The sequence below is a fragment of the Sorangiineae bacterium MSr12523 genome (assembly GCA_037157775.1).
Classification (GTDB): Bacteria; Myxococcota_A; Polyangia; order Polyangiales; family Polyangiaceae; genus Pendulispora; species Pendulispora brunnea.
Genome location: CP089982.1, coordinates 7,639,675 through 7,664,986, shown reverse-complemented (window position 1 = coordinate 7,664,986; position 25,312 = coordinate 7,639,675). Strand labels below are relative to the sequence as shown.

Genomic DNA, 25,312 nt, shown 5'->3' with positions numbered 1-25,312 from the left:
ATGTGACGTTTCCCGGAAGAGCGGATCGTTTCAAGCTTGCTACTTCGGATCTTGCGCGGCGTGGCGTGTGGCTCCTAATTTCCCTATGCCCCTCGCCCGTGCCCGTCGTTCGCTCGAACACCTCCGCAATGTTGCTCTAGGTTCACTTCGTCTTTCAGCTCCATCCCTTCGTCTGCCTCACGAGTTGGCGCGCAATCTTTTCGAGGCCCAACTTCACTGCCGTCTCGTCGACATCGAGGCCCACGAGCTGCGCGCGCGCAACGAGGGTTACTACACCATCGCGAGTGCAGGACACGAGGGGAACGTTGTGCTGGGTGCGCTAACTCGCAAAACCGACCCGGCGCTGCTTCATTATCGAAGCGGTGCTTTCTTCTTGGCACGCGCCCGATCCAGTGAAGGTGTGGCTCCCGGTGTTTTCGAATTGCTGCTCTCGCTCGCAGCATCATCCGATGATCCGATCGCTGAGGGGCGCCATAAAGTCTTTGGCAGCATTCCGTGGGGTATTCCTCCGCAGACGAGCACCATCGCATCGCATTTACCAAAAGCCGTCGGTATGGCGGTTTCCATCGATCGTGCGTCGAAGTTGGGTGCCTTGGGACGATGGCACGAGGGAGCGGTGCCCACGACGAAGGACTCCATCGTGGTGTGTTCCTTCGGCGATGCTTCGTTGAATCACTCCACGGCGCAAGGCGCCATCAACGCGGCATCGTGGGCTGCGTACCAGCGCGTGCCTGTTCCCGTTCTTTTCGTGTGCGAGGACAACGGGCTCGGCGTTTCGGTGCGCACGCCGCGGGGCTGGGTCGAGGCGCGGATGCGCAGCACGCCGGGCATGACCTACATCGCGGCGGATGGAGGCGATCTCTCGGCAGCGTACGAAGCTTCCGAGCGCGCGGTCGTGACATGCCGCAAGACGCGCGCCCCCGTGTTTCTTCATTTGGGTTGCGAGCGCGTTTGGGGCCACGCGGGGAGCGACGCCGATCGCGAATACCGCGCGGCCACGGAAATTGCGACGGCAGAGCAACGTGATCCGGTCCTTCTCACGGCGCAATCGCTGCTCGATGCGGGCGCGATGTCCTCGGGCGATCTTCTCGATGCGATCGATCGGGCCGCGGAGACGGTGCGCGCCTTGTCGAACGAGGCGGTGAAGCGCCCCAAGTTGCGCACACGCGAGGAAGTCATGGCATCGATTGCTCCGTCGCAAGGAAATGCCGTAGCGGTCGAGGCGCGCCGCACGGACTATGCGTCGGTGGCCAACGATGGTGGCGGGCCCAAGACGCTGGCCCATGCGATCCGCGCGGGGCTGGCCGACTTGATGCGCAAGTACTCCGAGCTCGTCGTATTTGGCGAGGATGTCGCGGAAAAGGGCGGCGTGTATGGCGTGACGGTGGGCCTGTGGAAGTCGTTTGGCGCGGGACGTGTCTTCAATACGCTGCTGGACGAACAATCGATTTTGGGAATGGCCATTGGTGCTGGCCAAATTGGCCTATTGCCGGTCCCGGAGATTCAATTTCTGGCCTACGTGCACAATGCCGAGGATCAGCTGCGCGGAGAGGCGGCCACATTGTCGTTTTTCTCGGGGGGACGCCTCAAGAATCCCATGGTGGTGCGCATCGCGGGGCTTGGCTACCAAAAGGGTTTTGGCGGACACTTCCATAATGACGATAGCCTTACCGTCTTACGCGACCTCCCCGGCGTGATCGTCGCCGTTCCATCGCGCGGCGACGACGCCGTTCAAATGCTGCGCACCTTGGTGGCCGCCGCCCGCATCGACGGCCGCGTGTGCGTCTTCGTGGAGCCCATTGCGCTTTACCACACGCGCGATCTCTTTCCCGGCGACGGTGCCTGGAGCTTTCCCGTCCCTGAGCCGGGGCGCGCCATCGATGTGGGCGAGGTGGGTGTCTACGAGCCGGACGCGCGCGATCTCGTGATCCTCACGTACGGCAACGGTGTCCCCATGAGCCTGCGCGTGGCACGCTCCCTCGAAGGAAAGGGGATCCGCACCCGGGTGGTGGACCTGCGGTGGATCGCGCCTCTGCCGGAGGAGGCCATCGCGCGGCACGTGCGCGAGACGAAGGCGGTGCTCGTGGTGGACGAATGCCGTCGCTCGGGCAACGTGTCCGAGGCCATCGTGACCTTCATCGCGGAGCACGCCGATCTACGCGCGAAGCCGCTCGCGCGGGTCGCCTCGGCGGACTCCTTCATCCCGCTGGCGGAGGCCGCCAACCTCGTTCTGGTGCAGGAAAGCGAAATCCTGCGCGCCGCCTTGGACCTCGTGGGCGGCGGGGAATCAAAGGATGTCGCGCCGGGCCAGGTCGATGGCAAGGTCGTTGCGAATCCCGCACCATGATCGATGCGGCTTTAGCGCAAAAGGTGCACGTCGGCGCCGTCCATGGCGTAGCGGGCGTAGCGGAAGTCGCGGATGCCGACGATCGTGTCGCCTTGCCATTCCAGCAAAACGAAATAAAGCGGTCCGGCCGATGGATTCACCGCGTCGAGCACGAAGATGGCACCTTGGCCATCGACGAGGCCCAAGGCCAAACGCCAATCGTGTTGGAGTGAGTAGTTCGTAAAGTAGGGGGCTACCCCCGTTCTCCGCGCTTTGTTGACCACCTCGAGGCGAGCATCGTCCGCGCACATGTTGCGAACGGCGTCGAAGTCGCGCGCGTTGAAGCGGTCCACGTAAAGGGCGAGGCGTGCGCGCTCCGCTTCGGGCAGCGCGGGGAGGGGGAGGTCCTCGGGTTCGCCGGCGATCTCCCGAAGCCGTGTTCGGCCCCGGTGCAGGGCGGCCTTCACCGCGGGAACGCTCGCGCCCATCACGGTGCCGATCTCCTCCAGCGAATAGCCGAGCACATCCATCAAGATGACCGTGCTGCGCTGGGCCGCGGGGAGCCGCATGAAGGTGCGCAGGTGTTGGGCGGCCATTGGACGCGCGTCCGTGGCGGCGTTGGGGTCGATGCTCATGTCCGGATCCTCGTCGGCCAGGGCGGCGTTCTGGCGCGCGCGTCGGCGCAAAAAGTCCAATGCGGTGTTGTGCGCGATGCGAAAGACCCACCCTTCGACATGATCGACCAGATCCATCTTTTGAAAGCTCTCGACGGCTTTGAGGAGCGCTTCCTGCACCACGTCTTCTCCCGAGACGACCGAGCCGGTCATGCGCGCGCAGTAGCGATGCAGCTTGGGCCGTAGCTCATCGAGGAGTTGCTCGAACGATTCGAAAGGGGTGGTCATTCATTTACCTGAATCAGCAAGCGCGATCTTCGAACAGCGTCACGAAGAGAAGAAGAAACCGCCAGGACGCCAAAAGAGAGGCGCCAGGATCGCCAGGTGAACCAACAAGAAACTCTCATTTTGGGGGATTTATCGTTGGTTTAATTGGCGATCCGGGCGTCCTGGCGGTTTCCTTCTTCGGTTCGAGAATCGTGTTCGCCCATTGTAGACGTTGGGGCGGGGACGAAGGATGCGCGCCCCGCGAAATATTTTCTTCTGCGAATCCTTTGGCGGCCCGGCGTCGTCTCGTTTTCAGGAGGATTCATCATGGCAACGAACACGCACCCGCGGACCGCGTCCCGCGAAGAATGGCTTTTGGCCCGCAAGAAGTTGCTCGTCAAGGAGAAGGAACTGACGCGGCAGCGCGATGCCTTGGCCGAAGAGCGCCGCGCATTGCCCTGGGTCAAAGTCGAGAAGGAGTACACCTTCACGAGCCGCCAGGGCGAAAAGTCGCTGCCCGAGCTGTTCGCGGGGCGGCGGCAGCTTCTCGTGTACCACTTCATGTTCGGGCCCGAGTGGGAGGAAGGGTGCCCCACCTGCTCCATGGCGGCCGATCACTTCGACGGATCCATCGTGCACTTGGCCAACCGCGATGTGACCTTCGTCGTGGTGTCCCGCGCGCCTCTGGAGCGTCTACAGGCGTTCCAGAAGCGCATGGGGTGGAATTTCGAGTGGGTCTCTTCGAACGGGAACGATTTCAATTTCGATTACCACGTATCGTTCACCAAAGACGAGTTTGCCTCGGGCAGTGCGTATTACAACTACAACAACAAGGGATTTCCCGCCGACGAGGCGCCCGGGCTCACCGCGTTCATCAAGAACGACGCGGGTGAGGTCTTTCACACGTATTCGACGTTCGGCCGCGGGCCCGAGCACGTGCTCGTGCCCTATTCGTATCTCGATCTGATGCCCAAAGGCCGCGATGAGAGCGGGTTGCCGCGTCCCATGGCATGGATTCGGCATCACGACCGCTACGGCGCAAATCCATGAGCCTCCGGCGCATTGCGGCCTGCGTCGTCCCGGGGGGCATGTTGGCGCTGATGCCCAAATGCCCCCTTTGCGTCGCAGCCTATGTTGCCATGGCAACGGGCATCGGTCTTTCGATGTTCGCGGCGACCCTCTTGCAGTATTCGCTCATCGCCGTTGCCGTCGTGTGTCTCGTTTATTCGATTGCACACTATCTCAAGGAAAGAAAAGGTAGCTCGGGTGACTCAGTGGCCCAGGAGGGCCGTTACGGCTGCCATTCCGCACGCCGCGAGCGCCTCGCCCGCGACCAACCCTGATGCCACCGCCGCGCCGCGCGTGGACGTGGACCGCGGTGCAATCCGCGCCGCGATCCACGCCGCGGCGCTGCCGGCGAGCACGCCCGAGGCAAGCCCCCACGGCACCAGCATGCCGATGCCCAACGCCGGCGCCGAAGGCATCACCCGGCCGAAACGCCGCTCGAGCAACGCCAGCACCACGCCCACCGCCCCTGCGGCGGCCATCGCCATGACCATCGCATGCGGCATCGACGACGGACCGCGCGCCAGTGCCTCCGCGGAGGTGGCCCACGCCTCGCTCAAGGGCGAAACGACGCCGCCCGCATGCGCGGCCGCCAACAGCGGGTACGTCACACTGAGCGCGAGCGCGCCAATCACCACCCCGACGAGCTGCGCCACCGCCGTGGTGCGCGCCGAGGCACCGACGATGGACGCCGCGCGAAAGCTCTGCATCATGTGCTGCCCGCCATTGGGAATCGCTCCGCACAGCGCACCGCCCACCATGGTGCCGGCCAGGTTTCCCGGATCGATGGAGGCCAGCACCGCCTGCGCAAGTGTGGCCAGCGACAGCACGGGGGCCCAATTGGTCTCCCCGAGCACGCGTGTGCCGACCAGCAAGAGCGGTGCGGCCAATGCCACGCTGGCCAGGGTCATGGGAATCGATAGATGCAGCGCGAAGCCATCGATCGCGCAGAGCACCAGCAACGCGGCGCCGGCGGCCGCGATGGCCATGCGGTATCGCGCCAGCCTCTCGCCGCTCGCGCCTGCATGCCCCGAGGCGATCCCGCTGAGCATCGACGGCACCCGCGCAAGGGCGCTGGTGAGGCCGCCCGCCACCACCAACGCGGCCCCCATCCAGGGCAGCAGATGCGCCGGAAACGCATGCGCGATGGCGCCGCCCAGGGCCATGGAGAACGCCACGCGCAGGCCAATGAGCATCCCCGAGCCAATCCCGAGCGGGCTCACCGCCAGCGCCGCTGGCCGAAGAAACGTGAACCCCGAGGCGCACACGAACGACACGGCCAGCGCCGCGATGTCGCGGCGTCCATGCTGCGCGCCATCGCGGCGATCGAGCGCCAGCATCGTTTCGGCCGCGCACGCCCCGCCGGCAAAGGTCAGCTTCTCGTGCTCGATGAAGTGACGCCGCAGCGGCAACGCCGCGAGCACGCCGAGGGCTCCCGCGGAGCCGATCCACGCGAAGACCACCGGCGCGGATGGATGCAGCGTAAAACGACCTGGATCGCGCGCCCGCAGGATCTCGAACGCGGCGAGTGCGACCCCCATGAATGCCGTCTGCCCGGCCGCCACCCCCGCTGTGCATGCCACGTGGAGCGACGTTCGCCCGGAGCTGCCCGTCGCGCGCAAGACGACGAAGCCGAGCAGCGTCGATACGATCGACACGTTCGGTCCGAAGCCGAGACGCAAGGTCGCGTAGGGAAACACGACCCCGACAACGGCAGCGACGATGGCGGCGGCCGCGAACTCGCGCGGCCGCATCGTCATGGTTTGGTGAAGCGCAACGTCATGCGATCGCTCTCACCGATGGCCACGAACTTCTCGCGATCGACGTCCTTGCCCGCGAACGACGGCGGCAGCGACCAGACGCCGTTCGGGTGGTCCGTCGTATCCTTCGGATTGGCATTGATCTCGGAGCGCGCCGCGAAACGGAACCCCGCGCGTTCGGCGAGCTGGCGCACGTAATCCTCGGGCACGTAGCCGGTCTTGTTCATCGCTTCGACGGTCATGCCAGGCTTGCCGCGGTGCTCCTCGATGCCCAATACGCCGCCCGGCTTCAGCACGCGGAAGGCCTCCGCGAAGACTTTGTCGGCGAAGCCGTCCTCGATCCAATTGTGGATATTACGAAACGTGAACACGAAGTCGTAGCTCGCGGCCTGCCCGAAGTTCACGTTCGGCGTAGCGATCTGCTGGCGAGCCACCTTGCCGAACACCTCGGGGTTCTTGTCGAGGCGCGCGAAGAGCTCGATCGTGCCCTTGGTCTGGTACGCCTTCGGATCGCCGTTCGGGTCGAAGTTCGTGATGGTGAGCTTTCCGCGTTCCGCCACCACCGGCGCGAGAATGGAGGTGTAATAGCCGCCGCCCGGCCAAAGCTCGAGCACCGAAGCGTCCTCGCGCAGGCCGAAAAAGGACAGCGTCTCGGCCGGATGCCGTGCGTCATCGCGGGCGCGCTCTTTGTCCGTGCGCACCGTGCCGGTGAGCGCCCCGCGAATCTTGGTCTCGGACGCAGCCGGTGTCGCGGTGGCGGTGGTGCCCGTGGTCGTCGTCGCCGGCGCACCCGCCCGCGGCTCGGACGCACAGGCGGTACAGCCCGCAAGAACGGCAACTACGGCTGCTGCTGCATCGAATCGGAATTTCATTTGAAGGCCTCCCATGAGCGCACTTTGAGCGCACGCAGGGGCGTGGGGCCATGTGCCGAAAGTCATGATCCGGGTGGGGCCCCCACGATCGTGACTTTTGGCACATGTCCAGCCGTTCACACTGGACTACACTGCTCTTTATGCGCATAGCGCGAACCCTGCGCATCGTCGGTTACCTGCTCCTCGTCGTCGTGGCGATTCCTACGCTGATCGATCGCCACATCCACTGGGACATCGAGCTTCTGGGCTGGGGCGTGGCCTACCTGGTCTTTGTCCTCGCCTTTCACGTTGGCTCCGCGGCGCCGGAGAGCGCTCGGCGCCGGCGTATTGGCGGGCTACTGCTCATGACGCCGGCGATGCTCGCGATGGCCGCATTGCAGCCGTGCCATTTTGCGTCGCTCTCGCTGGTCATTGTCGCGGCGCAGGCGGCGCTGGTGTTGCGGCCCGGCGCGACGATTGCTCTCATTGCCGTGCAGAGCTTGTTGCTGACGTTTGCGATCGTGTGCACCCGCGAAAATGGGCCCGATCTTCGTGAGAGCCTCTCGAGCGTCATTGCCTTTGGCGCGGGCGAGGCCTTTGCCGCCGTCGCCGTGTACGCGGCCCGGCGCGAGGCCGAGGCGCGCAACGATCTGGCGCGCACCAATGCCGAACTGCGCGCCACGCGCTCGCTGCTGGAGGAGACGAGCCGCGTGAACGAGCGCACGCGCATCGCGCGCGAGCTGCACGACGTGTTGGGCCACGACTTGACCGCCCTCGGGCTGCAGCTCGAGGTGGCGACGCACGTCTCCACGGAACGGGCGGCGACCCACGTGGCAAAGGCCAAGGACGTGAGCGCGCGCCTGCTGCACAACGTGCGCGACGTGGTGAGCGCGATGCGCGGCTCGCCGGGGCCGGATCTGCGGTCTGCCCTTTGCGCCCTCGTGGAAGACGTGCCTGGCATTCAGGTTCACCTGGCGATGCCCGAGGTGCTGCGCGTCGACGACGGCGCGCGCGGGCACTGCATCTTGCGCTGCGTGCAGGAAATCGTGACCAACACGATGCGCCACGCCGGCGCGCGCAATTTGTGGATTCACATCACGCAGGGCGACGACGGCGCCATCACCGTCGATGCCCGCGACGACGGCACGTGCCCCGGCGGGGTGGTGCGCGCGGGCTCGGGCCTGTCGGGCATGCGGGCCCGCCTCGAGGAGCTCGGTGGATGGCTTCGCGTGGCCACCGAGCCTTCGCGTGAAGTGGTGGTGAGCGCGTGGCTTCCGGCGCTCTCCGGCCTGAAGGAGAATGCGTCGTGATCCGCGTGGTTTTGGCCGATGATCACACCTTGGTGCGCGAGGGGATCCGCACCTTGCTCGCGCTGGTGGACGACATCGTGCTCGTGGGGGAGGCCGGCGACGGTGAGGAGACGTTGCGCGTCGTCGCCGAGGCGCGGCCCGATGTGTTGCTCTTGGACATGCGCATGCCGAAGGGCGACGGTTGCTTCGTGGTGACCGAGCTCGCGCGGCGCGAGATTTTACCGGCGACGTTGATCCTGACGACCTTCGATGACGACGATGCGGCCATCGAGGTGGTTCGCGCAGGGGCGCGCGGCTTTTTGCTCAAGGATGTCACGTTGGATCGCCTGGTGGCTGCCGTGCGCGAGCTGGCTGCGGGTGGCACCATGATTCACCCCGCGCTGACTGCGCGGGCTGCGCGCGAGCTGGCGAAACCCGCAAGTCCCGCCGCCGAGGCCACCGAGCTCACGACGCGCGAGCGCGAGGTGCTGCGTCTTCTCGCGGCGGGTTATTCGAACCGCGAGATCGCCAAGGCGCTCTTCGTGGCGGAGGGCACGGTGAAGAACCACGTTTCGAACATTCTGACCAAGATGGGCGTGCGCGATCGCACGCGGGCAGTCCTCAAGGCCGCGGAATGGGGCGTGCTCTGACGATGACGATGACGGTGGACGCCGAGTCGCTCGCCCGCATCGCGGCGGAGGGTTGGCCTGCTCTCGAGACCGAGCCTCTCGGCGACTGGCTGCTGCGTGCCTCCTCGGGGTTCACCCGCAGGGCCAACTCCGTTCTTGCCCTCGGCGATCCCAGCATGCCCCTCGAGGCCGCCCTCGCGCGCGTCCACGCGTGGTACGCCGCACGCTCGTTGCCTGCATATGTGCAGCTTTTTCCCGGATCCGCCCTCGACCACGCGCTCGCGCACCGCGGCTGGACCATCGAGGCCCCCGTGGCCGTCCAGATTGCGCCCATTGCGAGCATCCTCGAGAAGATGGGCGCTGCTTCCGAAAGCGACTCGGCGGAGGTGAGGGACGACGTCGACCCTGCTTGGGTCGCCCGGTACCACAAAGCCGGCGCCCTGCACGAACCCGCCCTGCGCGTCCTCCGCGGAGGTCCGCGCGTCCTGTTTGCGTCCATCCGGGGTGACGACCCTGCGCGCGCCCGCGCCATCGGCCGATGCGTTCTCGTGGGCGCGTGGGCAGGCTTTTCGGCCATCGAGGTCGACCCTGCCCACCGCCGCCGCGGCCTCGCCCACGCCATCATGCGCGCGCTCCTCGAGCGCGCCGCCGCGCACGGGTGCACGAACGCGTACCTGCAAGTCGAGACCGACAACACCGCGGCGCTCGCACTCTACGAGCGCCTGCAGTTCGTCACGCACCACCATTACCACTACAGGCGAATGCCAATAGCCAACTCGACGTCGATGCCCTGAGTCGGCGCGCACCCACATGTGGCTTCCCCGCCCGTATCATCGAAGACGGTGGGGCACCCGCAGGCGTTCAATTGACATAGCTCGCGGTACGTCACGCTTCCCGTCGTACCAGGATCGGGATCGGGCACGTGATTGCTGGGCGAGCCGACCACGATGGTGTCGCATTGGTTGTCGAGCAAGCCAGCTTGAGCACACGCAATGAAGCGGTCATTCTGCTGAATCGTCCAATCCGACATGTTGAGGACGATGTAGCCGGGGCAGCCGCGGTATTTGCAAATATCGGAATACGTGCTGTTGCAGCGCCCCAAAATCACCGGATCGCACGTGAGGTACGGGTCTTTCGCAGGGCAATCCTCGTTGGGTGTGCTTGGATCGTAAGCGGTATTCCACCACGTGCCGCTGCAGTCGTCGGGGAACGGGGGCAGTGGGCACGCGATCGTGTCGGGACAATTCTCCAGGGTGATCGGCTCCGCGACGCGGCCTATGCGCTCGCCCTCCGGCGGCGATGATTGGCATGCCGCCACGGCAAGCGGAACGAGCCATATCGAAATACCGAATTGCGCAGTACGGGTGTTCATGTCCGCGCCTCCTTGCAAGGCTTCGCCGCCTTGCAGGGCCCGGACCTCGGGTGAGCGCTAGGTGGACTCCTCGTCCGGTACGCCGCCGGCGCGGGCCAGGTCCTCCTGCTTCACCTTGTCGACGTTGAAACGCGAGGCGCGGTCTTTCATCGTGGCGAGCACGCTTTCGGCGGAGGGCAACTCGCCCTTGATCCAGCGCAGTGGATTGATGCGCGCCACCACGAAGGAGCGCAGATACGGGCTCGTGAGCCCCTTTTCCTTGAGGCGCGCCACGGCGGCGGCGACCTTCTCCTCGAGGGCGAGCGTCTCGGTGGCCAGGTGCTCATGCACGGCGATGGCGTCGTCCAGCGAATCGTCGGAGAAGCGCTCGAGCCGGCGCAAGATGGGGTGGTACGCGCCGCCGGCAAAACGGGGCTCGCGCTCGTAGCAGGCGCCGATGGTTACCAGCGCGGGGTCCTCCAGGTAGAAGGAGAAGCTCGATTCGGCGCGCGAGCCATCTTCCTCCAGGAGGCCGCGGTAAATGCGAATGACCTCCAGGGAGCGCTCTTTCAGGTTGTGCGCCTTTTCCGTGTTGAGCGCGAGGATCTGCCAGGCGACCTCGCGATCGGCGACGACCAGCGCCGTGATGGCTTTCGCACCGAGGCGGCGCATGGCTTCCAGGCGATGGCGGCCATTGGGCGTCCAAAAGCCTCCCGTGGAGTCCGGCGCCGTCACGGCGATCACCGGATCGAGAAAGCGTCCGGTCTTGACCAGCACCTCGGCCAGTCGCTTGTGATGCGTGTCCGACAGATCGCGCTGGAACGGCGTGGGCTCGATCTTTCCGATGGGCAGCACCGCCAAGGCCAGCGCGCGCCCGCCCAGCGGATCCCGGTAGGCCGCGAGCACCGAGCCGCCTTCGTCTTCGATGCGGGCGCGGATGGGCGCGAGCTCCTTCGGCTCGACGTCGTAGAGAACATCGCTCGGCTGGAGCCCCGTCGATTCCGCCGGGGCTTTGCGCGGTGTTTTCCGCCGCGCCGGAGCGCGCGTGGAGGTCGTCGCCTTCTTCTTCGCGGTCGTCTTCTTGGCGGCCATGCCGCCGATGCTACACGTCCCGCGCCTACGCCGCGAGCAGGCGGCGCACCTGAGCGGGGGACGTGAACACCTCGGCCTGCATGCCGGTTTCGCGGGCGGCGCGCACGTTGTTCTCGTTGTCGTCGATGAAGATGCAATCGCGCGGCTCGACGCCGAGGCGGGCGGCGGCGATGCGGTACGCGTCATGGTCTGGTTTGGCCACGCCGATTTGGCACGAATACGTGCGCGCGTGGAAGCGTGAGAGCCACGACCCATGCTTCGCCTCGAAGACCGGTACGAGGTCCTCGATGATGTTCGAGAGCAGCCCCAGCTTGCGGCCTGCCGCGGAAAGGTCGCCGAGCAAGTCCACCATCGTAGGGTCCACCCCCGTCCAGCTGGCGAGGTCCGCATCGATCAACGCCTTCACGGTGGCGGCGTCGTAGTTCACCCCGAGACGCCGGCCCATCGTCGCCCAGTAGTCCACACTCGTTTGCCCCGCGTCGTAAGGCTTGCGCAGCGCCCAATACGACTCCCAGAACGTTCGTGGCGGCGCACCGGCGAGCCGTTCCAGGCGCTGCTTGTCCTCTGCGGATTGGTGCAACGCTATGACGCCGAACAGATCGAACACGATGGCTTGGGGCATGTTTTCGCCTGTAATCGGTCCGCCCGCACGGCGCAACCGTTGCGCCGCGACCATGAAATCAATGGTGAGCTCGCTGGCTTTTCGAGTTTCCCCTGTAACAAAGGTTCCCCTGGCGACATAACCGGTATGAGCCGTGAAATGATGCTCCAGACGATGCCCACTGCCTCCTCGGCCAAGGTGAACGACGCCGCGAGCGCCTCGCCGAGCTTTCTCGCGTGGGTCGCCTCGCTGGTGCACGAGCATCGCGGGCAGCTCCTGGCGTACGCACGCCATCGCGGCCTCGATGCGGAGGATGCACTCGACGCGGTGCAAGACAGCTTTACCTCATTTCTGACCCTGCCCGAGGCGCGTGCCCTTTCCCGCGATCGCGAGGACGCCATCAAGATGCTCACCGTCATCTTGCGGCACCACGTCATGAACCGGCGGAGCAAGCAGGCGCGCCACGGACGCGCGCAAATCCTCCTCGAGGCCCAGGCGGCCCACACGAGAAGCGACGACCACGATGCGCTCGTCGCCCACGCCGAGGAGCTTGCCCGGGTGCAGGGCTGCATCGTGCGCATGGCCAAGTTGCAACGCAATGTTGTCATGCTGAGCCTCCTCGATGAACAGCCGCACGAGGAGGTCGCGAAAATTCTCGGCATCTCGCCCGGCTACGTGCGCGTCCTCGTGCACCGCGCGCGCGAGCATATTCGTATGTGCTCTTATATCGACGAAGCGCTGTAACGATATGCGCGTTGGGTGCCGTCACTTGCTTACCGCGGTAGGCAGGGCCCCGCGACCAGGGTGTACTTGTGCGACGGCTCGCCATGAAGGGGATATTTTTCGAGCCCGCTGGACGGCGTCCAGCGCCAGAGAACGGAGCCCTTGTAGTCGGCACTCCATAGCGCGTCGCCGTCCGGAACGAGTCCGGTAGGGTCGAAGCCGGTGGCATCCCCCTGGATGCCCGAATGGACAATGAGGCGCTGCCCGTCCGTGTCGCCAATGAAGATCGTGTAAGAGGCACCGTCGTCCCTGCTTCCTTCGCGAACGAGAGGCCTGCCTCGATTGTCCAGGAGCCAGCCTACGGTGCCCCACGATTTCGTGAGCCCGTAGTCGTATTCGGGTGATTGGCTCGTCACCGGGATCGAATTTACGCGCGAGCGCGCCTTGTCGACCGAAGCCACCCCGCTGCTCGGGTCGATGAGCCATGCATCCTGGCGGCCGCCTCGGGCCGGAACGGTCGTCACGTGAATCCCGTCGGAGAGCCAGACCACGTCTTGAATGCTTCCCGCGTGCTGCCACAATTCGCGACTGCTGCCCGATGCCAAATCGTAAATTGCAAGACGGGATGATTTGTACCGGATCGTTTTGGTCATCAAAGGTTCGAAAACCACGTACGCATAGCGTCGGTGCTCCGGCTCGATTTGCGTCGAATTGACCGATAGCCATCGTTTCGCGACGGGATCATAGAGACTCGGCGTCCAAGCCTGGTCACGACTCATGGCGGAAAATGGCATACCCTTCGAGGTCGCATCGTGGTCCACCACGAAGTCTCCTTCGGGGATGGAGACGAAGCCTCCAAGCCGGCTCTCGACCACGATCGGCAGCCGACACGGCGGAAACGGCGGCGACACGGAAGTCGCATCGTTCTGCGACACGGGCCCTGCGTCGTTCTGCGACGCCGGCGTCGAGCGCGACGAGCACCCCATCGAGAGCAAGAGCAAACCGACGGAACGAACAAGTGAACGGGTCATCGTTTTCAGTCGAAGAATGCTCGCGCTTGCGACACCATTCCCGGATTTCACATTGCACGTCCCTTTGGCGCGTGGTGCATCCCTGAGTTCTCTCTCCTTGTAACGATCCGTGCGTTGCCGACCTAGGTTGGTATGAGCGACACGAAAGAGCCGACATCGAAAGTGGCCCTGGTGACGGGCGCCTCCAGCGGAATTGGACTCGGTATTGCGAAAGCGCTTTTGAATCGTGGTTACGGCGTCGTGGCCACGTCACGCCATATCTCACACGCGACGGCGCTTTCCGCGTCCGCGAAGCTTGCCTTGGTCGACGGAGACGTGGGCGACGTGAATACCGCATCGCGCGCAGTCGATACGGCGTTATCGCGTTTCGGTAAGCTCGATTTGCTGGTCAACAATGCCGGCATTTTCATCGGGCGCCCCTTTACCGATTACACCGACGACGACTACGCGAGGCTCCTCTCCACGAACCTCGCCGGCTTCTACCACATGACGCGCGCGGCACTTCGGCACATGGCCCCGCGCGCATCGGGGCACATCGTCAACATCGGTGCCTCGTTGGCGAGCCAGCCCATCGCGGGCATCCCCAGCGCGTTGCCCATGCTCATCAAGGGCGGCCTCGAAGCCGCCTCCCGATCGCTGGCCATCGAATACGCGGGCCGCGGCATCCGCGTGAACACCATCGCGCCGGGGGTCATCGACACGCCCATGGTTCCCAAGGACAAACAGGCAGACTTCGCCGGCTTGAGCCCCGCGAACCGCCTCGGCACCGTCGACGACATCGCCGACGCGGTGCTCTACCTCGATGGCGCTTCGTTCGTCTCGGGCGAGGTCCTGCACCTCGACGGCGGCGCCCATGCCGGCAAATGGTCCTAATCGTCCACGGAAGCGGAGCATCCGTTGCGATTTGACTTCGGCCGCCGATGCGATTCACTCCCGCCGTATGGGGATCGTGTCAAAACCGCCGCCGAACCCGCTGCGTCGCACGGGAATTTGGGCCATCGTCATGGGCGGGGTCGCCGTGGCCTTGGGCTTGTATTCATCCGTCGTCACGGAGCAGATGGTCGCATTGCCCGTCACGGCGATTGGTGTGCTGGCCATCGTTCGCGGAGCACGGACCTTGCGCGTGCTCAATGCCGTCCAGCTCGTGAACACCGCGTTGGACCGTGTGACGCGGGGGCATTTGGACGAGGCCGAGTCGATCCTCGATGCCGTTTCGACGCGGAGCGGCCCGTTGTTGCGCGTCATCGCGATCCAGCGCGCGCTCATTGCCTTTTACCGAGGTGATGCCCCCAAGGCCATCGAGCAGGCAGGACGGGCCATCGACGGTCGCTACGCGTGGTTGGAGCGTTTCCAAGAGAATGTCCAAGAGCTCAACGCCCGAGGCATTCGTGCGGTGGCGGCGGCCAGTTGCCATGACGTCGCGCAGGTCCGCGAGGATGTCCAGGCCATCCAAAATGCGCCGATGGCCAGCACCCAAACGCGTTCTCACGCCGTCTTGGCCGAGGCGATTCTCCTATTTCGAGAAGGCCGTTTCGACGAAGTGCGCGCGATGCTCGGCGCGAAGAGACGGCTTCTCCTGGATTGCGGCGCCCCGCGGCAGCGCGCCATCGTGCGGGCCATGCAGCGCTCGATCGCGGCGCGCGCGACCTCCGTCTATCGGGAGGCTGCCCGACGGGATGCCGCCCGAGGTGACGAGCCTTTGCTTGCAAGCTGGATCGCGTCGATCGTGCCCGGTGCAGACTCCTTTGCACCGGCGGTGGGGCCGACCGTGTCGTCGGCGCAGGCCGTCGGGGTCGACGCGCTCCGCACCGAGGAGGGTGTTGCCCATGCCGCTGCCGCCGAGCGCGCGGTAAAGCGTCCCCTCGTATGGGGTTGGAAATGGATCGGGCTCGTGTTGGGCGTCTTGGTCGTGATGATGGTCGTGCAGTTCCTTTCCCCGGCCTACCTGCCATCGAGCCCGCCCGACGAAGAGATAGGAACCGTCGAGGAGCCCTCCAATCCGCTGGGCCCATTGGTGGTCGCGGCGCTCGGGACCGCAGCACTCATGGCGCTCATCTCGGGTTACCGCCGGCACCAAGTTGGAAAACTCTCCCGCGCCGAAAGGCTGTGGGCGGATGGTGACGATACTTCCGCGGAGATGGCATTTCGGGACGTCTCGAAGACCTTCCTTCCCGGGATCGCGGCAAGTGCTCGGCTCTACCTCGCGCAAATCGCCCTACATCGCGCCGAGTTCACCGGTGCGATCGCCGAATGCGACGTGGGGCTCCACAAAGCGATGAACGATGCCGTCGCACGGCAATTGCTGGTGCCGCAGCTCCTGAGTGAGCGAGCCGCGGCGCTCGCCGCTTTGGGCCGCCATGACGAGGCCTCCGCCGCCGTCGGAAGCATCTCTCGCGTGAACGGCGCATATCCTCTCCTCGGCGCGGCGCAGTTCCGCGTGCGTTTGCTCCAAGCCCTCCGCCGCAACGCGCTTTCTTCCGCACGCGATCTCGCCCGGCAGCGCACTCCGGATCTCCCGCTACCGCTTCCCGCGGAGACGTTGGCCGACGCCCTGGCGGCCACCGATGACGAGCACCCCGAAGATGCGAAAGAGGCCCAACGCATCCTGCACGAGCTCGCGATGCATGCGGACCTTCGCAACTGGTTCGATGCCGTCTGGCCCAGCGGCGAAGCCCTTCTCCGTAGCGCCGTCAAGCGTGCGGAATTGCCCTCGTAAGGGGACTCTTTCGTCGCGACGTCGCGAGAAATCAGAGGCCGTTTTCGACCATGCGCAGCACGTCGACGCTAAAGACATTTGACCACCAGGTAATCAGGCCGCGGCCTGTACGTTCCGCGACAAAACGCCAACGAGCTCTGCGAACGGTCGATATCCGATGCCGGCGCCGACAATACCAAACGATGGTGGGTATTCCGGAATATCGGTTTCTTCCTATGCGGTATGATCGAGAATCTCGATTCACCATCGTCGCGGAGCCGATCGGACATCGTCTCGCCAGTTGTCGCCGTCGAACGAAATAGGCCGCGTGAGCCGCGAGTGCGATTTTTTCTGTCACCAAACCGCAGGCGTCTGCGTTGATCTGGTGAAAGAGAGGTCGCCTACATGGTTTTCCCCATGACTTCCACTCCTCCAAGCGTGGCCGCGTCGCACCACTCGGGGGGAGGCTATCTCGCTCCCCCGGGCGGCGCCGCGCTACCGCTCAGGGGCATACGCCTGGAGGCGGATGCGCGCGGAGGATTGGCCCGCGTGACGCTCGAGCAGCGCTTTGGCAATCCGCACACCGAGTCTTTGTCCGTCACCTACTCGTTGCCGCTGCCCTTCGATGCTGCCGTATCGGCCTTTTCCTTTCGGATGGGTGACCGGCGCATCGTCGGCGAAATCGAGGGCCGTAGCGCCGCGCTCGAGCGCTTCGAAGGGGCCGTCCTCGACGGTAAAACCGCCGCGCGGATTGACGAGGAGCGCTCGAACCTTTTCACGCAGCATATTGCGAATATCCCGCCGGGCACCGAAATCGTCGCCGAGGTGACCATCGACCAGCGCCTCGTATGGAACGAGGAAGGCGCGTGGGAATGGAGGTTCCCATTGACCGTTGCACCTCGTTACCTCGGGGACGAAGGGCGCCTCGCCGACAGCTCCGCCGTCACGCAGGTCGTGACCGAATCACCGCAAAGCACCGGCGCATCCCTCTCGCTGCGCATCCGGGATGCGTTCGAGGAAGCAAAGCTCGAATCACCCTCCCATCCCATTCGAATGGCCAATGCCCCGGGCGATGGCGTTCTCGTTTCGTTGCTCGATGACACCCGAGCCGCGCTCGATCGGGACCTGGTGGTTCGCTGGATCGTGACAACACCGGATGTCGGGTGCACGCTGGATGTCGGCTGGGCTGCCGTTCGGCACACGAAAATCCAAAGCGCCTTCGGGCTTCTGACCTTGGTGCCGCCCCATCCAACGAGCGTGCGCCAAATCTCGCGCGATCTCATCGTGCTGTTCGACACGAGCGGCTCGATGGCCGGGATGCCGCTCGAGCAAGCGAAGCGCGTCATCATTGCGCTCGTTCAGACGCTCACGGAGGGCGACCGCCTGGAGATGATCGCTTTTTCCGACGTGCCCCGCCGATGGCAGGAAGGCGCCGTCTCCATGAGCGCCGACGGGCGACGAAACGCCGTGCAGTGGCTGTCGCTGCTTCGTGCATCGGGAGGGACGGAAATGTACGAGGGCATCCACGAGGCACTTCGGCCGATTCGTCATGAGAGCCAGCGCCAGGTGGTCCTCGTTACCGATGGCTTGATCTGTTTCGAATCGGAGATCGTCCACGAGATCATGGCCTCTCTGCCCAGCGGAGCACGTGTGCACACCGTGGGGGTGGGCTCGGCGGTCAATCGCTCGCTCACCGCTTCCGCCGCACGCGCAGGGCGTGGCGCCGAGATCATCATCGGCTTCGACGAGGATCCCGAGGGCGCAGCGCAGCGACTCATTGCACGGACCGACGCCCCCGTCGTCGTCGACGTTGAAATCGCAGGTTCCGCTCTTGGGCAATGCGCCCCCGAGAAGGTCCCCGATTTATTTGCCAAGTCGCCCGTGCGTGTAGGCCTACGTCTTTCGACCGCAGGAGGCACGTTGGTCGTGCGGGGCCGCACCGCGACCGGCATCTGGGAAAAAAGCATCGAGGTTCCGGCCGTTGCTCATTATCCCGAGAACCGAGCCTTGCTCGCACTTTTCGGCCGTGAGCTCGTGGAGGATCTCGAAATGCGCGCGGCCGCGACGCTCGGAGACGCTACATCGATGAACGAAGCCATCGAGCGCGCGGGCCTCGAATTTGGAATTGCCACCCGTTTGACATCATGGGTTGTCATTTCCGAAGAAAAAAACGTCGACCCGCGAGCGCGCATGCGGCGCGAGCGAATTCCCCAACAGGTGCCCTACGGGATGTCCGTGGGAGTGCGCTCGTCCCTGGCGTTTGGTGCGTCCAGCCGCCCGGGAAAGACAATCCCGCTTTGCGACACGGGACCGCGCAACCTGCGAGGGACCCTGGTCGCGCGTCTGCCGAATATGCTCGCCATCGATGTGACGGTCGAAGGAGCCCCTCTCGATTGGCAGCCACCCACGGAGGTCCTGCTTCTCTTCCCGCCTGGCATCAACGAGCTGGTCAGCACGGGGTGCCATCTCCAGTTCACCACGACACCCGGCCTCGTGAAGCCAGGCATATCGTTTCGCCTCGCAGTCTTCTTCAGCGCTTCGGAGACTCGCGTGCCCAGGCAAATTCTTTTCCGTGTGAACGAGCAAGACATCACGGTCATGTTGTAATCCCATGCTGGATCTCGATATTCATTTATCCGCCATTCAATCCGGTGATGCCGATGCTTTTGGCCAGTGGCTTGCCGGCGCCGAGCGGCCCGTGCGCGAGAGCCTGCGCTCGTTCGCGGCGCATCTCGACACGGAGGCCATCGTTCAAGATGTCTTTTTGCGCGTTTGGGAACTTGCCCCGCGTTTCGAGCCCGACGGAGCTCCCAACGGGCTGTTTCGTCTCGCCCTTCGAATTGCGCGCAACCTGGCGATCAGCGAACGGCGGCGCCTTCGAACCGCGTGCGAGGATCCGGACGATCTCGAAGCGCGCATCGACGACACCTCGCTACCAAGCGTGCCCGATCCACTGCTTCGCCGCCTCATCGAAGATTGCCACCGCACGTTGCCGGAAAAACCAGCTCTCGCGCTCCGCGCGCGGCTCGAGACGGGCGGTAAAGAACCCGATCATGCGCTCGCCGTGCACCTGTCGATGCAGAAGAACACTTTCCTCCAGAACGTCAGCCGCGCGCGAAAGCTCCTCGGCGAATGCCTCGAGCGACGCGGTGTTCGCATCGCGGAGTTTGCATGAGCAGCCGCAACCCCGACATCGAGCTGCTCATCGAAGCGGTGACCACGGCGCGTCGTACGAAGGATCGAGACGGCACCTTGCGATTTCATCCGGCGTGGCACGACCTCGACGAAGCGGGGCGGCTCGAGGCCTTCCAACGCACTTGCGAGCTCCGCGTGCTCGAATCGCATCTCGATCCCCGAGGCCTCTCCACCACCGCGAAAGCCGTCCTCGCGCGCATTTCGTGACTCCGTCGTGGACCGCGCGGGTCACAATCCGTTTTCGACCATGCGCAGCACGCGTTCGGAGATGGCCTGCGTCAAATCCGTGTCGATGCTGCGCAGTGGGCCGTCGAGTAAAAGCATCGCAAGGCCATGCACCGCGGACCATGCAAGGAACTCGGCGCCGGGGCGGCGTTCGGGGGGGAGAACGCCCGCGTCCACGAGCTTGTCGAGCGCCGCGCCCAAGATTTGAAATGGCGTGAGGCCTCCGGGGCCCGCCATGTCCGGCGTGGTGGCCCGCTGCAGATCCTCGTGCACGGAGAACGCGGTGCGAAAGAGGCCGGGCTCCTTTTTCGCGAATGCCAAATAGGCCGTGCCCACCGCACGCAATGTCGCTTGCGCGATGTCGCTGCGGCTGCCCTCCGACGGCACCTTGGCCAGCTCCGCCTCCATGGCCTCGGCCAGCTTGGCCTGCGCCACGGCGCACACCGCGAGAAGCAACGCCCGCCGATCCGCAAAATGGCGGTAGGCCGCGTTGGGCGCGACCCCCACTTGCCGCGTGGCCTCGCGAAGCACGACCGCGTCCGGTCCCCCGCCACGCGCGAGCTCGATGCCGGCCTGCACGAGCGCATTGTGCAGGTCGCCGTGCCGATAAGTGCTGCGTTTTAACGTGGTCTTTCGCGGAGTTACCATTTGATGCTCGGTCTCGATGTGGACGCCGTCCACTTCGCGTGTCATTGTGAACGCCGTCCACAATGCAGCCTAGGAGGTTCGAGCCATGGAGTCCACGTTCCAGCCGGTAGCTTGGTCATCGGATCAGGTGCCGTGGAAGTACCATCGCCTCTCGCCGCGCGCGACATCGCCGGGCGAGCGGGCTCGATTGCGCGAGGCGTACGCGTGCTGGCAGCGCGTCTGGCGCGAGACATTTCGCCAACTCGATGGAACGGCGAGTCTTTTTTCCGACGACTTCACCCGCCAAGACGAGATTGGCGCGCTCTTTTCGGGCGAGGAATGCATCGGCCTGACCGCTTACCGCTTCATCGATCTTTCCGAGCCGTCGGCCCGTGACGATTCGTACTTCAAAGTGTGGCCTGGGGAGCTGCTCGACGAAGTTTTGGCCCGCGCCCTGCGCGTGTGCGTCGGCAGCAACCTCACGGTGGCGGAGGGCTGGCGCGGAAACTTGAACGGGCTCCGCGTGAGCGAGGTGCTGCTCGAGCTCGCGGTGCGGCGCTTTCAGGAGTCGGATGCCGACGTGATGCTCGGCACCATGCGCAACAACCGCGGCATGAACCGTGTGAGCTACCGGCTCGGGGCGCGCCCTCTGCGCGAACGCGTGGTGCACCACGGGGTCGAAGTCGATTTGGTCGCTTGGGGCCGGCCCCGTGCGCATTGCATCTGGTGCTCGGGCGCCACCACGTACCTCCACCAAGGAGTGGCTTATGAAAGCGTTGCTTGATTCGTGCGTTGCTCGACTCTCCGCGGACCTTCGCCGCTTTCCGTGGGAGAACGCCGATATGTACGGAGATTGGCTGGCGCAAACCTATTATTACGTGCGGCACTCGACGCGGCTTCTGGCTGCCGCGGCGGCCCGCTTTGCCCACGATGGCCTCGGGGATCGCTTGCACCTTCGATTCTCGGCGCACATGAACGAAGAGAAGCGTCACGAGCTTCTCGCCGTGCGGGATCTCGAGGGGCTAGGTCGCAGCCTGGCAAGCTTCTCCGAGCGTGCAGCGACGCGATGTCTCTACGAGCCGCAGTACTACAAGGTCGAACACGTCGAGCCGATGGCGCTGTTCGGATACATCCTCGCGCTCGAGGCCATGTCGGCCACGGCGGGACCTTCGGTTCTCACGGCCGTGCGCGCGGCGCATGCGCAGCCGTGCACGCATTTCCTACGCGTTCACGCCGAAGACGACGTCGAGCACGTCGAGAAAGCCTTTGCCGTTCTCGATCGCGTAGGCCCCACGGCGCGCCAGCACGTCGAAGAGAACCTGACGCAAACGACGTTTGCATACCTCGCGATGCTCGATGCCATCAAAGGCAATTGGGCTTGAAGAGCTTGCGCGTTCCTTCGTAATAAAACGGAGGGTCGCACGCGTCCTTGGGCGGATCCGCTGATCCGGATGCCACCGACGACGCCGACGCAGCCGGCGTCGCAGGATCCGCCGAAGCCGCCGCCGCGCCGTGTCGCCGCTTCCCGCGACGGGATGGAGTGGAAGCCGATGCCGCGGGCGGCGTTGGGAGAGGCGCCGTGGTGTCGGATGAGACACCGGTTACCACTTCCGTGGGGATCGTTGTCGATGCAGGAGTAGGCGCAGGTGCGGGCGACGCTGCCGCCGACGGAACCACCGCCCGCGCCTCCTTGTGCGGCCATGCGCGGGGCACGAAGACCACCAAGGCACCCGCCAACAGTGCGACCACCATCCATGGAAGCGCGGTGCGGAAAGGGCGAGCCGGTGTCGCCGTTGGGACGACGACGACCCGGCTCGATGAGGGAAACCCCATCTCGTGCATCGTGGTCTTCGACACTTCGAACGACCCCGAACGCGTCCGGACGCTGCTCTCCACCGACAAGAGAAGCTGCTGCCTCTTCACGAGGTACTCCGACGCCACCGCCTTCACCCACTCGGCAACCTCGAAGGTCGTCGCCGCGGGGCATGCCTCGAGCAGCGCCTTGCCCATCGCCGCCGCCGTTTCGAAGCGATCCTCCGGCCGCCGTGCCAGCGCCCGATCGAGCACGCGCTCGAGTGCAACGATGGTATTGCCGTGCGCCACCGTCCACGCCGCCGGGGTGAGCGCGAGCGCCTCGCGCAGGGATGGGATGTCGCCTTCGAGCACCGCGGCGAGCATCTGCACCTGATCGCGCGGTGTGCGCATGTGGCGATGGGCCACGAGCTCCCATAGCAAGATGCCCGTCGCGTAGATGTCCACTTGGCGCGTCGCGGGCTCGGAGCGCACCTGCTCGGGCGCCATGTATGCAACCTTGCCCTTGAGGACGCCCGCACGCGTGATGTGCGCACTGGAGCGTGCCTTGGCGATCCCGAAGTCCAGCAAGCGTGCGACGCCATCGGCGCTCACCAGCACGTTCTGCGGCGAAACATCGCGATGCACGATGTGCAGCGGCTCGCCCAGGCCGTCCTTCGTTTCGTGCGCCGCTTCCAAGCCCGCGAGCACGCCGGCCACGATGGCCACGGCCACCTTGAGAGGGATGGGCGCTCCGGCGGTGCCGCCTTCGTTTCGAAAGGCTTTGCTGCAAAGATGACTCAGCGGAACGCCGTGCACGTACTCCTGCACGAGCACGAGCTCGCCGCGCGCGGCCACCACGTCGAACACCGGCACCACGTTGGGGTGGTGAATCCGCGATGCGATGCGCGCCTCGTCGTGGAACATCGAGACGAAGTCGGGGTTCTCGGCAAACTGGGGATGCAGCCGCTTGGCCGTGACCAGGCGTTGGAAGCCCTGCGCGCCGAGAAGGTGGGCCAAATGGATGGTAGCCATGCCGCCGCGGGCGATGGGCGCATGAAGGACGTAGCGTCCCCCCACCATCTCGGGATGCTCCGAGTGCCCCCCCTCCTGGATGGGCGCTACGTCGACGAAGTCCTGATCGCTGGCCATCTTTCTCAGAGCATTTCGAAACGATTCCGAGAGCTTCGCGGTAGCCTATAGCAAGCTCCGCGTACCCGCACGAAAAACGTGAGGTGGCGCTTGCGATCGTGTCGATCGGGCGACGTGATGTTCGACGTCTCGATGACGCTGAACGGACGACGTACACACTCAACGGAGAAAACGAACATGCGATTCATGGTCATCGTCAAGGCGAACAAGGATTCGGAAGCCGGGGTGTTGCCGAGCGCGGAGCTGCTCGCCGCCATGGGCAAATACAATGAAGAGCTGGTGAAGGCGGGCGTGTTGCTTTCAGGTGAAGGTCTACAACCCAGCTCGAAGGGCGCGCGCATCCGCTTCGGGGCCAACGATCGCACGGTGATCGACGGTCCCTTCAGCGAGACCAAGGAGCTGGTCGCAGGCTTCTGGCTCTTTCAAGTGAAATCGCGCGAGGAAGCCATCGAATGGATCAAGCGTGCGCCCTTCGAAGAAGGCGCCGAGGTGGAGATTCGGCAAGTGTTCGAAGCCGAAGATTTCGCCCCGGTCGACCCGACCGGCGAGCTGCGCGACAACGAGGCGAAGCTGCGCGCACAGGTCCAGGCCAAGAAGTGACGTTCGCGCTTTCTCGGGAGGGCTGAAAATGCTCTTCTAAGGGGGCTGTGATAGCGTCGGACACCCACCGCACGATCAACGCCGTCTGGAGAATCGAGTCGCCGAGGCTCATCGCCGGCCTCGCGCGGATCGTGCGGGATGTCGGCCTGGCGGAGGAGCTGGCGCAGGATGCGCTGGTGGCCGCCCTCGAGCAGTGGCCCACGTCGGGCATTCCGGACAACCCGGGCGCCTGGCTGATGGGAACGGCCAAGCACCGCGCGATCGATTCGTTGCGCCGCAACAAGCGCATCGAGCGCAAGCACGAGGAGATCGGCCATCAAATCGAGGCCGAGCGCGAGCTCACCGTGCCGGACATCGAGGCGGCGATCGACGACGACGTGGGCGACGATCTGCTTCGTCTCGTCTTCACATCGTGCCATCCCGTGCTGTCGACCGAGGCGCGCGTGGCACTCACCTTGCGCCTGCTGGGCGGTCTGACCACCGAAGAGATCGCGCGCGCATTCCTCGTGCCCGAGCCGACGGTGGCGCAGCGTATCGTTCGCGCCAAACGCACCCTCGCCGAGGCCAAGGTGCCCTTCGAAGTGCCGCGCGGGCCCGAATTGGCCGAGCGCGTGTCCTCCGTGCTCGCGGTCATATACCTCATCTTCAACGAGGGCTACTCCGCCACCGCGGGCGACGACTGGATGCGGCCGGGGCTCTGCGAAGATGCCATGCGGCTCGGACGCATCCTGGCCGGGCTCATGCCGGATCAACCCGAGGTGCACGGTCTGATGTCGCTGATGGAGATTCAGGCGTCGCGCCTGGGCGCGCGGGTCGGACCATCGGGCGAGCCCATTCGGCTTCTGGATCAGAATCGCGCGCGGTGGAACCATATGCTCATTCGCCGCGGCCTTGCGGCGCTCGCGCGGGCCGAGGAGCTGGGCGGTGCCCTTGGTGCCTATGCGCTGCAGGCCGCGATTGCGGCGGTGCATGCGCGCGCAAAGACCGCGGACGAAACGGATTGGGCACGCATGGCGGGACTCTATGCGCAGCTTGCGCAAGTTACGCCTTCGCCCGTCGTCGAATTGAATCGCGCCGTGGCCGTCTCCATGGCCTTTGGCCCGGCCGAGGGCCTCGCCATCGTGGACGCGTTGATGCAGGAGGCGTCACTCGAGCGCTACCACCTCCTGCCCAGCGTGCGGGGCGACTTTTTGGAAAAACTGGGCCGCCTGGACGAGGCCCGCGCCGAATTCGAGCGCGCCGCCTCGCTGACGCGAAATGCGCGCGAGCGGGATTTGCTGCTCGAGCGCGCGGCCGCGACGACCCGGTCGAAGTAAACGAGGGACCCGATCGCGTTGACGCGGACTGTGCCACCCGCGACACGGGTGCCTCGCTCGCGATCCATGCGGCCCGCGAGTTTCTCACGGCGGTGCGAGCTTTGCTCTCCCA

General features: G+C 65.1%; 24 protein-coding genes. 15 read left to right on the top strand and 9 right to left on the bottom strand.

Going from position 1 to position 25,312, the window contains the following annotated elements:
• The first annotated feature begins 184 nt into the window (after positions 1-184).
• On the top strand, positions 185-2,347 hold the full coding sequence (locus tag LZC95_30065) for a hypothetical protein (GenBank protein WXA90686.1): 2,163 nt from the start codon (positions 185-187) through the stop codon (positions 2,345-2,347).
• An 11-nt stretch (positions 2,348-2,358) separates the two neighbouring features.
• On the opposite strand, the gene LZC95_30060 is transcribed toward LZC95_30065, so the two are convergent.
• On the bottom strand, positions 2,359-3,228 hold the full coding sequence (locus LZC95_30060; protein ID WXA90685.1) for an RNA polymerase sigma factor: 870 nt from the start codon (positions 3,226-3,228) through the stop codon (positions 2,359-2,361).
• 306 nt (positions 3,229-3,534) lie between these two features.
• On the opposite strand from LZC95_30060, the gene LZC95_30055 reads away from it, so the two are divergent.
• Complete coding sequence (locus LZC95_30055) at positions 3,535-4,257, top strand: thioredoxin family protein (GenBank protein ID WXA90684.1); 723 nt, start codon at positions 3,535-3,537, stop codon at positions 4,255-4,257.
• Positions 4,258-4,478: 221 nt separating this feature from the next.
• Here the strand turns inward: LZC95_30055 and LZC95_30050 are convergent, their stop codons facing one another.
• Positions 4,479-6,032, bottom strand: coding sequence for an OPT/YSL family transporter (locus tag LZC95_30050; protein ID WXA90683.1), 1,554 nt, complete (start codon positions 6,030-6,032; stop codon positions 4,479-4,481).
• Complete coding sequence (locus tag LZC95_30045; GenBank protein ID WXA90682.1) at positions 6,029-6,904, bottom strand: methyltransferase domain-containing protein; 876 nt, start codon at positions 6,902-6,904, stop codon at positions 6,029-6,031. Before LZC95_30045 ends, LZC95_30050 begins: the two co-directional genes overlap by 4 nt.
• Before the next feature lie 140 nt (positions 6,905-7,044).
• On the opposite strand from LZC95_30045, the gene LZC95_30040 reads away from it, so the two are divergent.
• From LZC95_30040 to LZC95_30030, 3 genes are read left to right on the top strand one after another with little or no spacing between them, the layout of a single operon-like run.
• The gene (locus tag LZC95_30040; GenBank protein ID WXA90681.1) at positions 7,045-8,193 is read left to right on the top strand and encodes a histidine kinase; all 1,149 of its coding nucleotides are present in this window, start codon (positions 7,045-7,047) and stop codon (positions 8,191-8,193) included.
• Positions 8,190-8,822: a response regulator transcription factor gene (locus LZC95_30035; GenBank protein ID WXA90680.1), complete on the top strand. Its 633-nt coding sequence runs from the start codon at positions 8,190-8,192 to the stop codon at positions 8,820-8,822. Before LZC95_30040 ends, LZC95_30035 begins: the two co-directional genes overlap by 4 nt.
• A 2-nt stretch (positions 8,823-8,824) precedes the next feature.
• Entirely contained in the window at positions 8,825-9,595 is a 771-nt protein-coding gene (locus LZC95_30030; GenBank protein ID WXA90679.1) for a GNAT family N-acetyltransferase, read from the top strand.
• Here the strand turns inward: LZC95_30030 and LZC95_30025 are convergent.
• From LZC95_30025 to LZC95_30015, 3 genes are read right to left on the bottom strand one after another with little or no spacing between them, the layout of a single operon-like run.
• A complete protein-coding gene (locus LZC95_30025; protein WXA90678.1) occupies positions 9,553-10,173 on the bottom strand; it encodes a hypothetical protein in 621 nt (206 codons plus the stop codon). The two genes, LZC95_30030 and LZC95_30025, sit on opposite strands and share 43 nt — an antisense overlap.
• A gap of 57 nt (positions 10,174-10,230) precedes the next feature.
• Entirely contained in the window at positions 10,231-11,244 is a 1,014-nt protein-coding gene (locus LZC95_30020; GenBank protein ID WXA90677.1) for a ParB/RepB/Spo0J family partition protein, read from the bottom strand.
• A 25-nt stretch (positions 11,245-11,269) separates the two neighbouring features.
• Entirely contained in the window at positions 11,270-11,866 is a 597-nt protein-coding gene (locus tag LZC95_30015; protein ID WXA90676.1) for an HAD family phosphatase, read from the bottom strand.
• A gap of 138 nt (positions 11,867-12,004) precedes the next feature.
• Between LZC95_30015 and LZC95_30010 the strand changes: the two genes are divergently transcribed.
• The gene (locus LZC95_30010; protein ID WXA90675.1) at positions 12,005-12,589 is read left to right on the top strand and encodes a sigma-70 family RNA polymerase sigma factor; all 585 of its coding nucleotides are present in this window, start codon (positions 12,005-12,007) and stop codon (positions 12,587-12,589) included.
• Between the two features lie 29 nt (positions 12,590-12,618).
• Here the strand turns inward: LZC95_30010 and LZC95_30005 are convergent, their stop codons facing one another.
• On the bottom strand, positions 12,619-13,599 hold the full coding sequence (locus tag LZC95_30005) for a hypothetical protein (protein WXA90674.1): 981 nt from the start codon (positions 13,597-13,599) through the stop codon (positions 12,619-12,621).
• A 132-nt stretch (positions 13,600-13,731) separates the two neighbouring features.
• Here LZC95_30005 and LZC95_30000 point away from each other — a divergent pair, with 132 nt between their 5' ends.
• The 5 genes from LZC95_30000 to LZC95_29980 all read left to right on the top strand — a co-directional run bounded on the left by LZC95_30000 (position 13,732) and on the right by LZC95_29980 (position 19,696).
• The gene (locus tag LZC95_30000) at positions 13,732-14,472 is read left to right on the top strand and encodes an SDR family oxidoreductase (GenBank protein ID WXA90673.1); all 741 of its coding nucleotides are present in this window, start codon (positions 13,732-13,734) and stop codon (positions 14,470-14,472) included.
• Between the two features lie 67 nt (positions 14,473-14,539).
• Positions 14,540-16,315: a hypothetical protein gene (locus LZC95_29995; GenBank protein WXA90672.1), complete on the top strand. Its 1,776-nt coding sequence runs from the start codon at positions 14,540-14,542 to the stop codon at positions 16,313-16,315.
• 396 nt (positions 16,316-16,711) lie between these two features.
• On the top strand, positions 16,712-18,901 hold the full coding sequence (locus LZC95_29990; GenBank protein WXA90671.1) for a VWA domain-containing protein: 2,190 nt from the start codon (positions 16,712-16,714) through the stop codon (positions 18,899-18,901).
• A 4-nt stretch (positions 18,902-18,905) separates the two neighbouring features.
• Positions 18,906-19,469 carry a sigma-70 family RNA polymerase sigma factor gene (locus LZC95_29985; protein ID WXA90670.1) on the top strand — a complete coding sequence of 188 codons (564 nt, stop codon included), beginning with the start codon at positions 18,906-18,908 and terminating at the stop codon, positions 19,467-19,469.
• A complete protein-coding gene (locus LZC95_29980; GenBank protein ID WXA90669.1) occupies positions 19,466-19,696 on the top strand; it encodes a hypothetical protein in 231 nt (76 codons plus the stop codon). The genes LZC95_29985 and LZC95_29980 overlap by 4 nt, the downstream gene beginning before the upstream one ends.
• Positions 19,697-19,717: 21 nt before the next feature.
• On the opposite strand, the gene LZC95_29975 is transcribed toward LZC95_29980, so the two are convergent.
• On the bottom strand, positions 19,718-20,407 hold the full coding sequence (locus LZC95_29975; GenBank protein ID WXA90668.1) for a TetR/AcrR family transcriptional regulator: 690 nt from the start codon (positions 20,405-20,407) through the stop codon (positions 19,718-19,720).
• 40 nt (positions 20,408-20,447) lie between these two features.
• On the opposite strand from LZC95_29975, the gene LZC95_29970 reads away from it, so the two are divergent.
• Together LZC95_29970 and LZC95_29965 are read left to right on the top strand one after the other, a co-directional pair.
• On the top strand, positions 20,448-21,125 hold the full coding sequence (locus LZC95_29970; protein WXA90667.1) for a hypothetical protein: 678 nt from the start codon (positions 20,448-20,450) through the stop codon (positions 21,123-21,125).
• Positions 21,109-21,723 (top strand): iron-containing redox enzyme family protein, encoded by a 615-nt coding sequence (locus tag LZC95_29965; GenBank protein WXA90666.1) that lies wholly within the window; start codon positions 21,109-21,111, stop codon positions 21,721-21,723. Before LZC95_29970 ends, LZC95_29965 begins: the two co-directional genes overlap by 17 nt.
• On the opposite strand, the gene LZC95_29960 is transcribed toward LZC95_29965, so the two are convergent.
• Positions 21,704-23,284 carry a serine/threonine protein kinase gene (locus LZC95_29960; protein WXA90665.1) on the bottom strand — a complete coding sequence of 527 codons (1,581 nt, stop codon included), beginning with the start codon at positions 23,282-23,284 and terminating at the stop codon, positions 21,704-21,706. The two genes, LZC95_29965 and LZC95_29960, sit on opposite strands and share 20 nt — an antisense overlap.
• 177 nt (positions 23,285-23,461) lie before the next feature.
• Here LZC95_29960 and LZC95_29955 point away from each other — a divergent pair, with 177 nt between their 5' ends.
• Positions 23,462-23,884, top strand: coding sequence for a YciI family protein (locus LZC95_29955; protein WXA90664.1), 423 nt, complete (start codon positions 23,462-23,464; stop codon positions 23,882-23,884).
• Between the two features lie 47 nt (positions 23,885-23,931).
• A complete protein-coding gene (locus LZC95_29950; protein WXA90663.1) occupies positions 23,932-25,200 on the top strand; it encodes an RNA polymerase sigma factor in 1,269 nt (422 codons plus the stop codon).
• Positions 25,201-25,312: the final 112 nt, after the last annotated feature.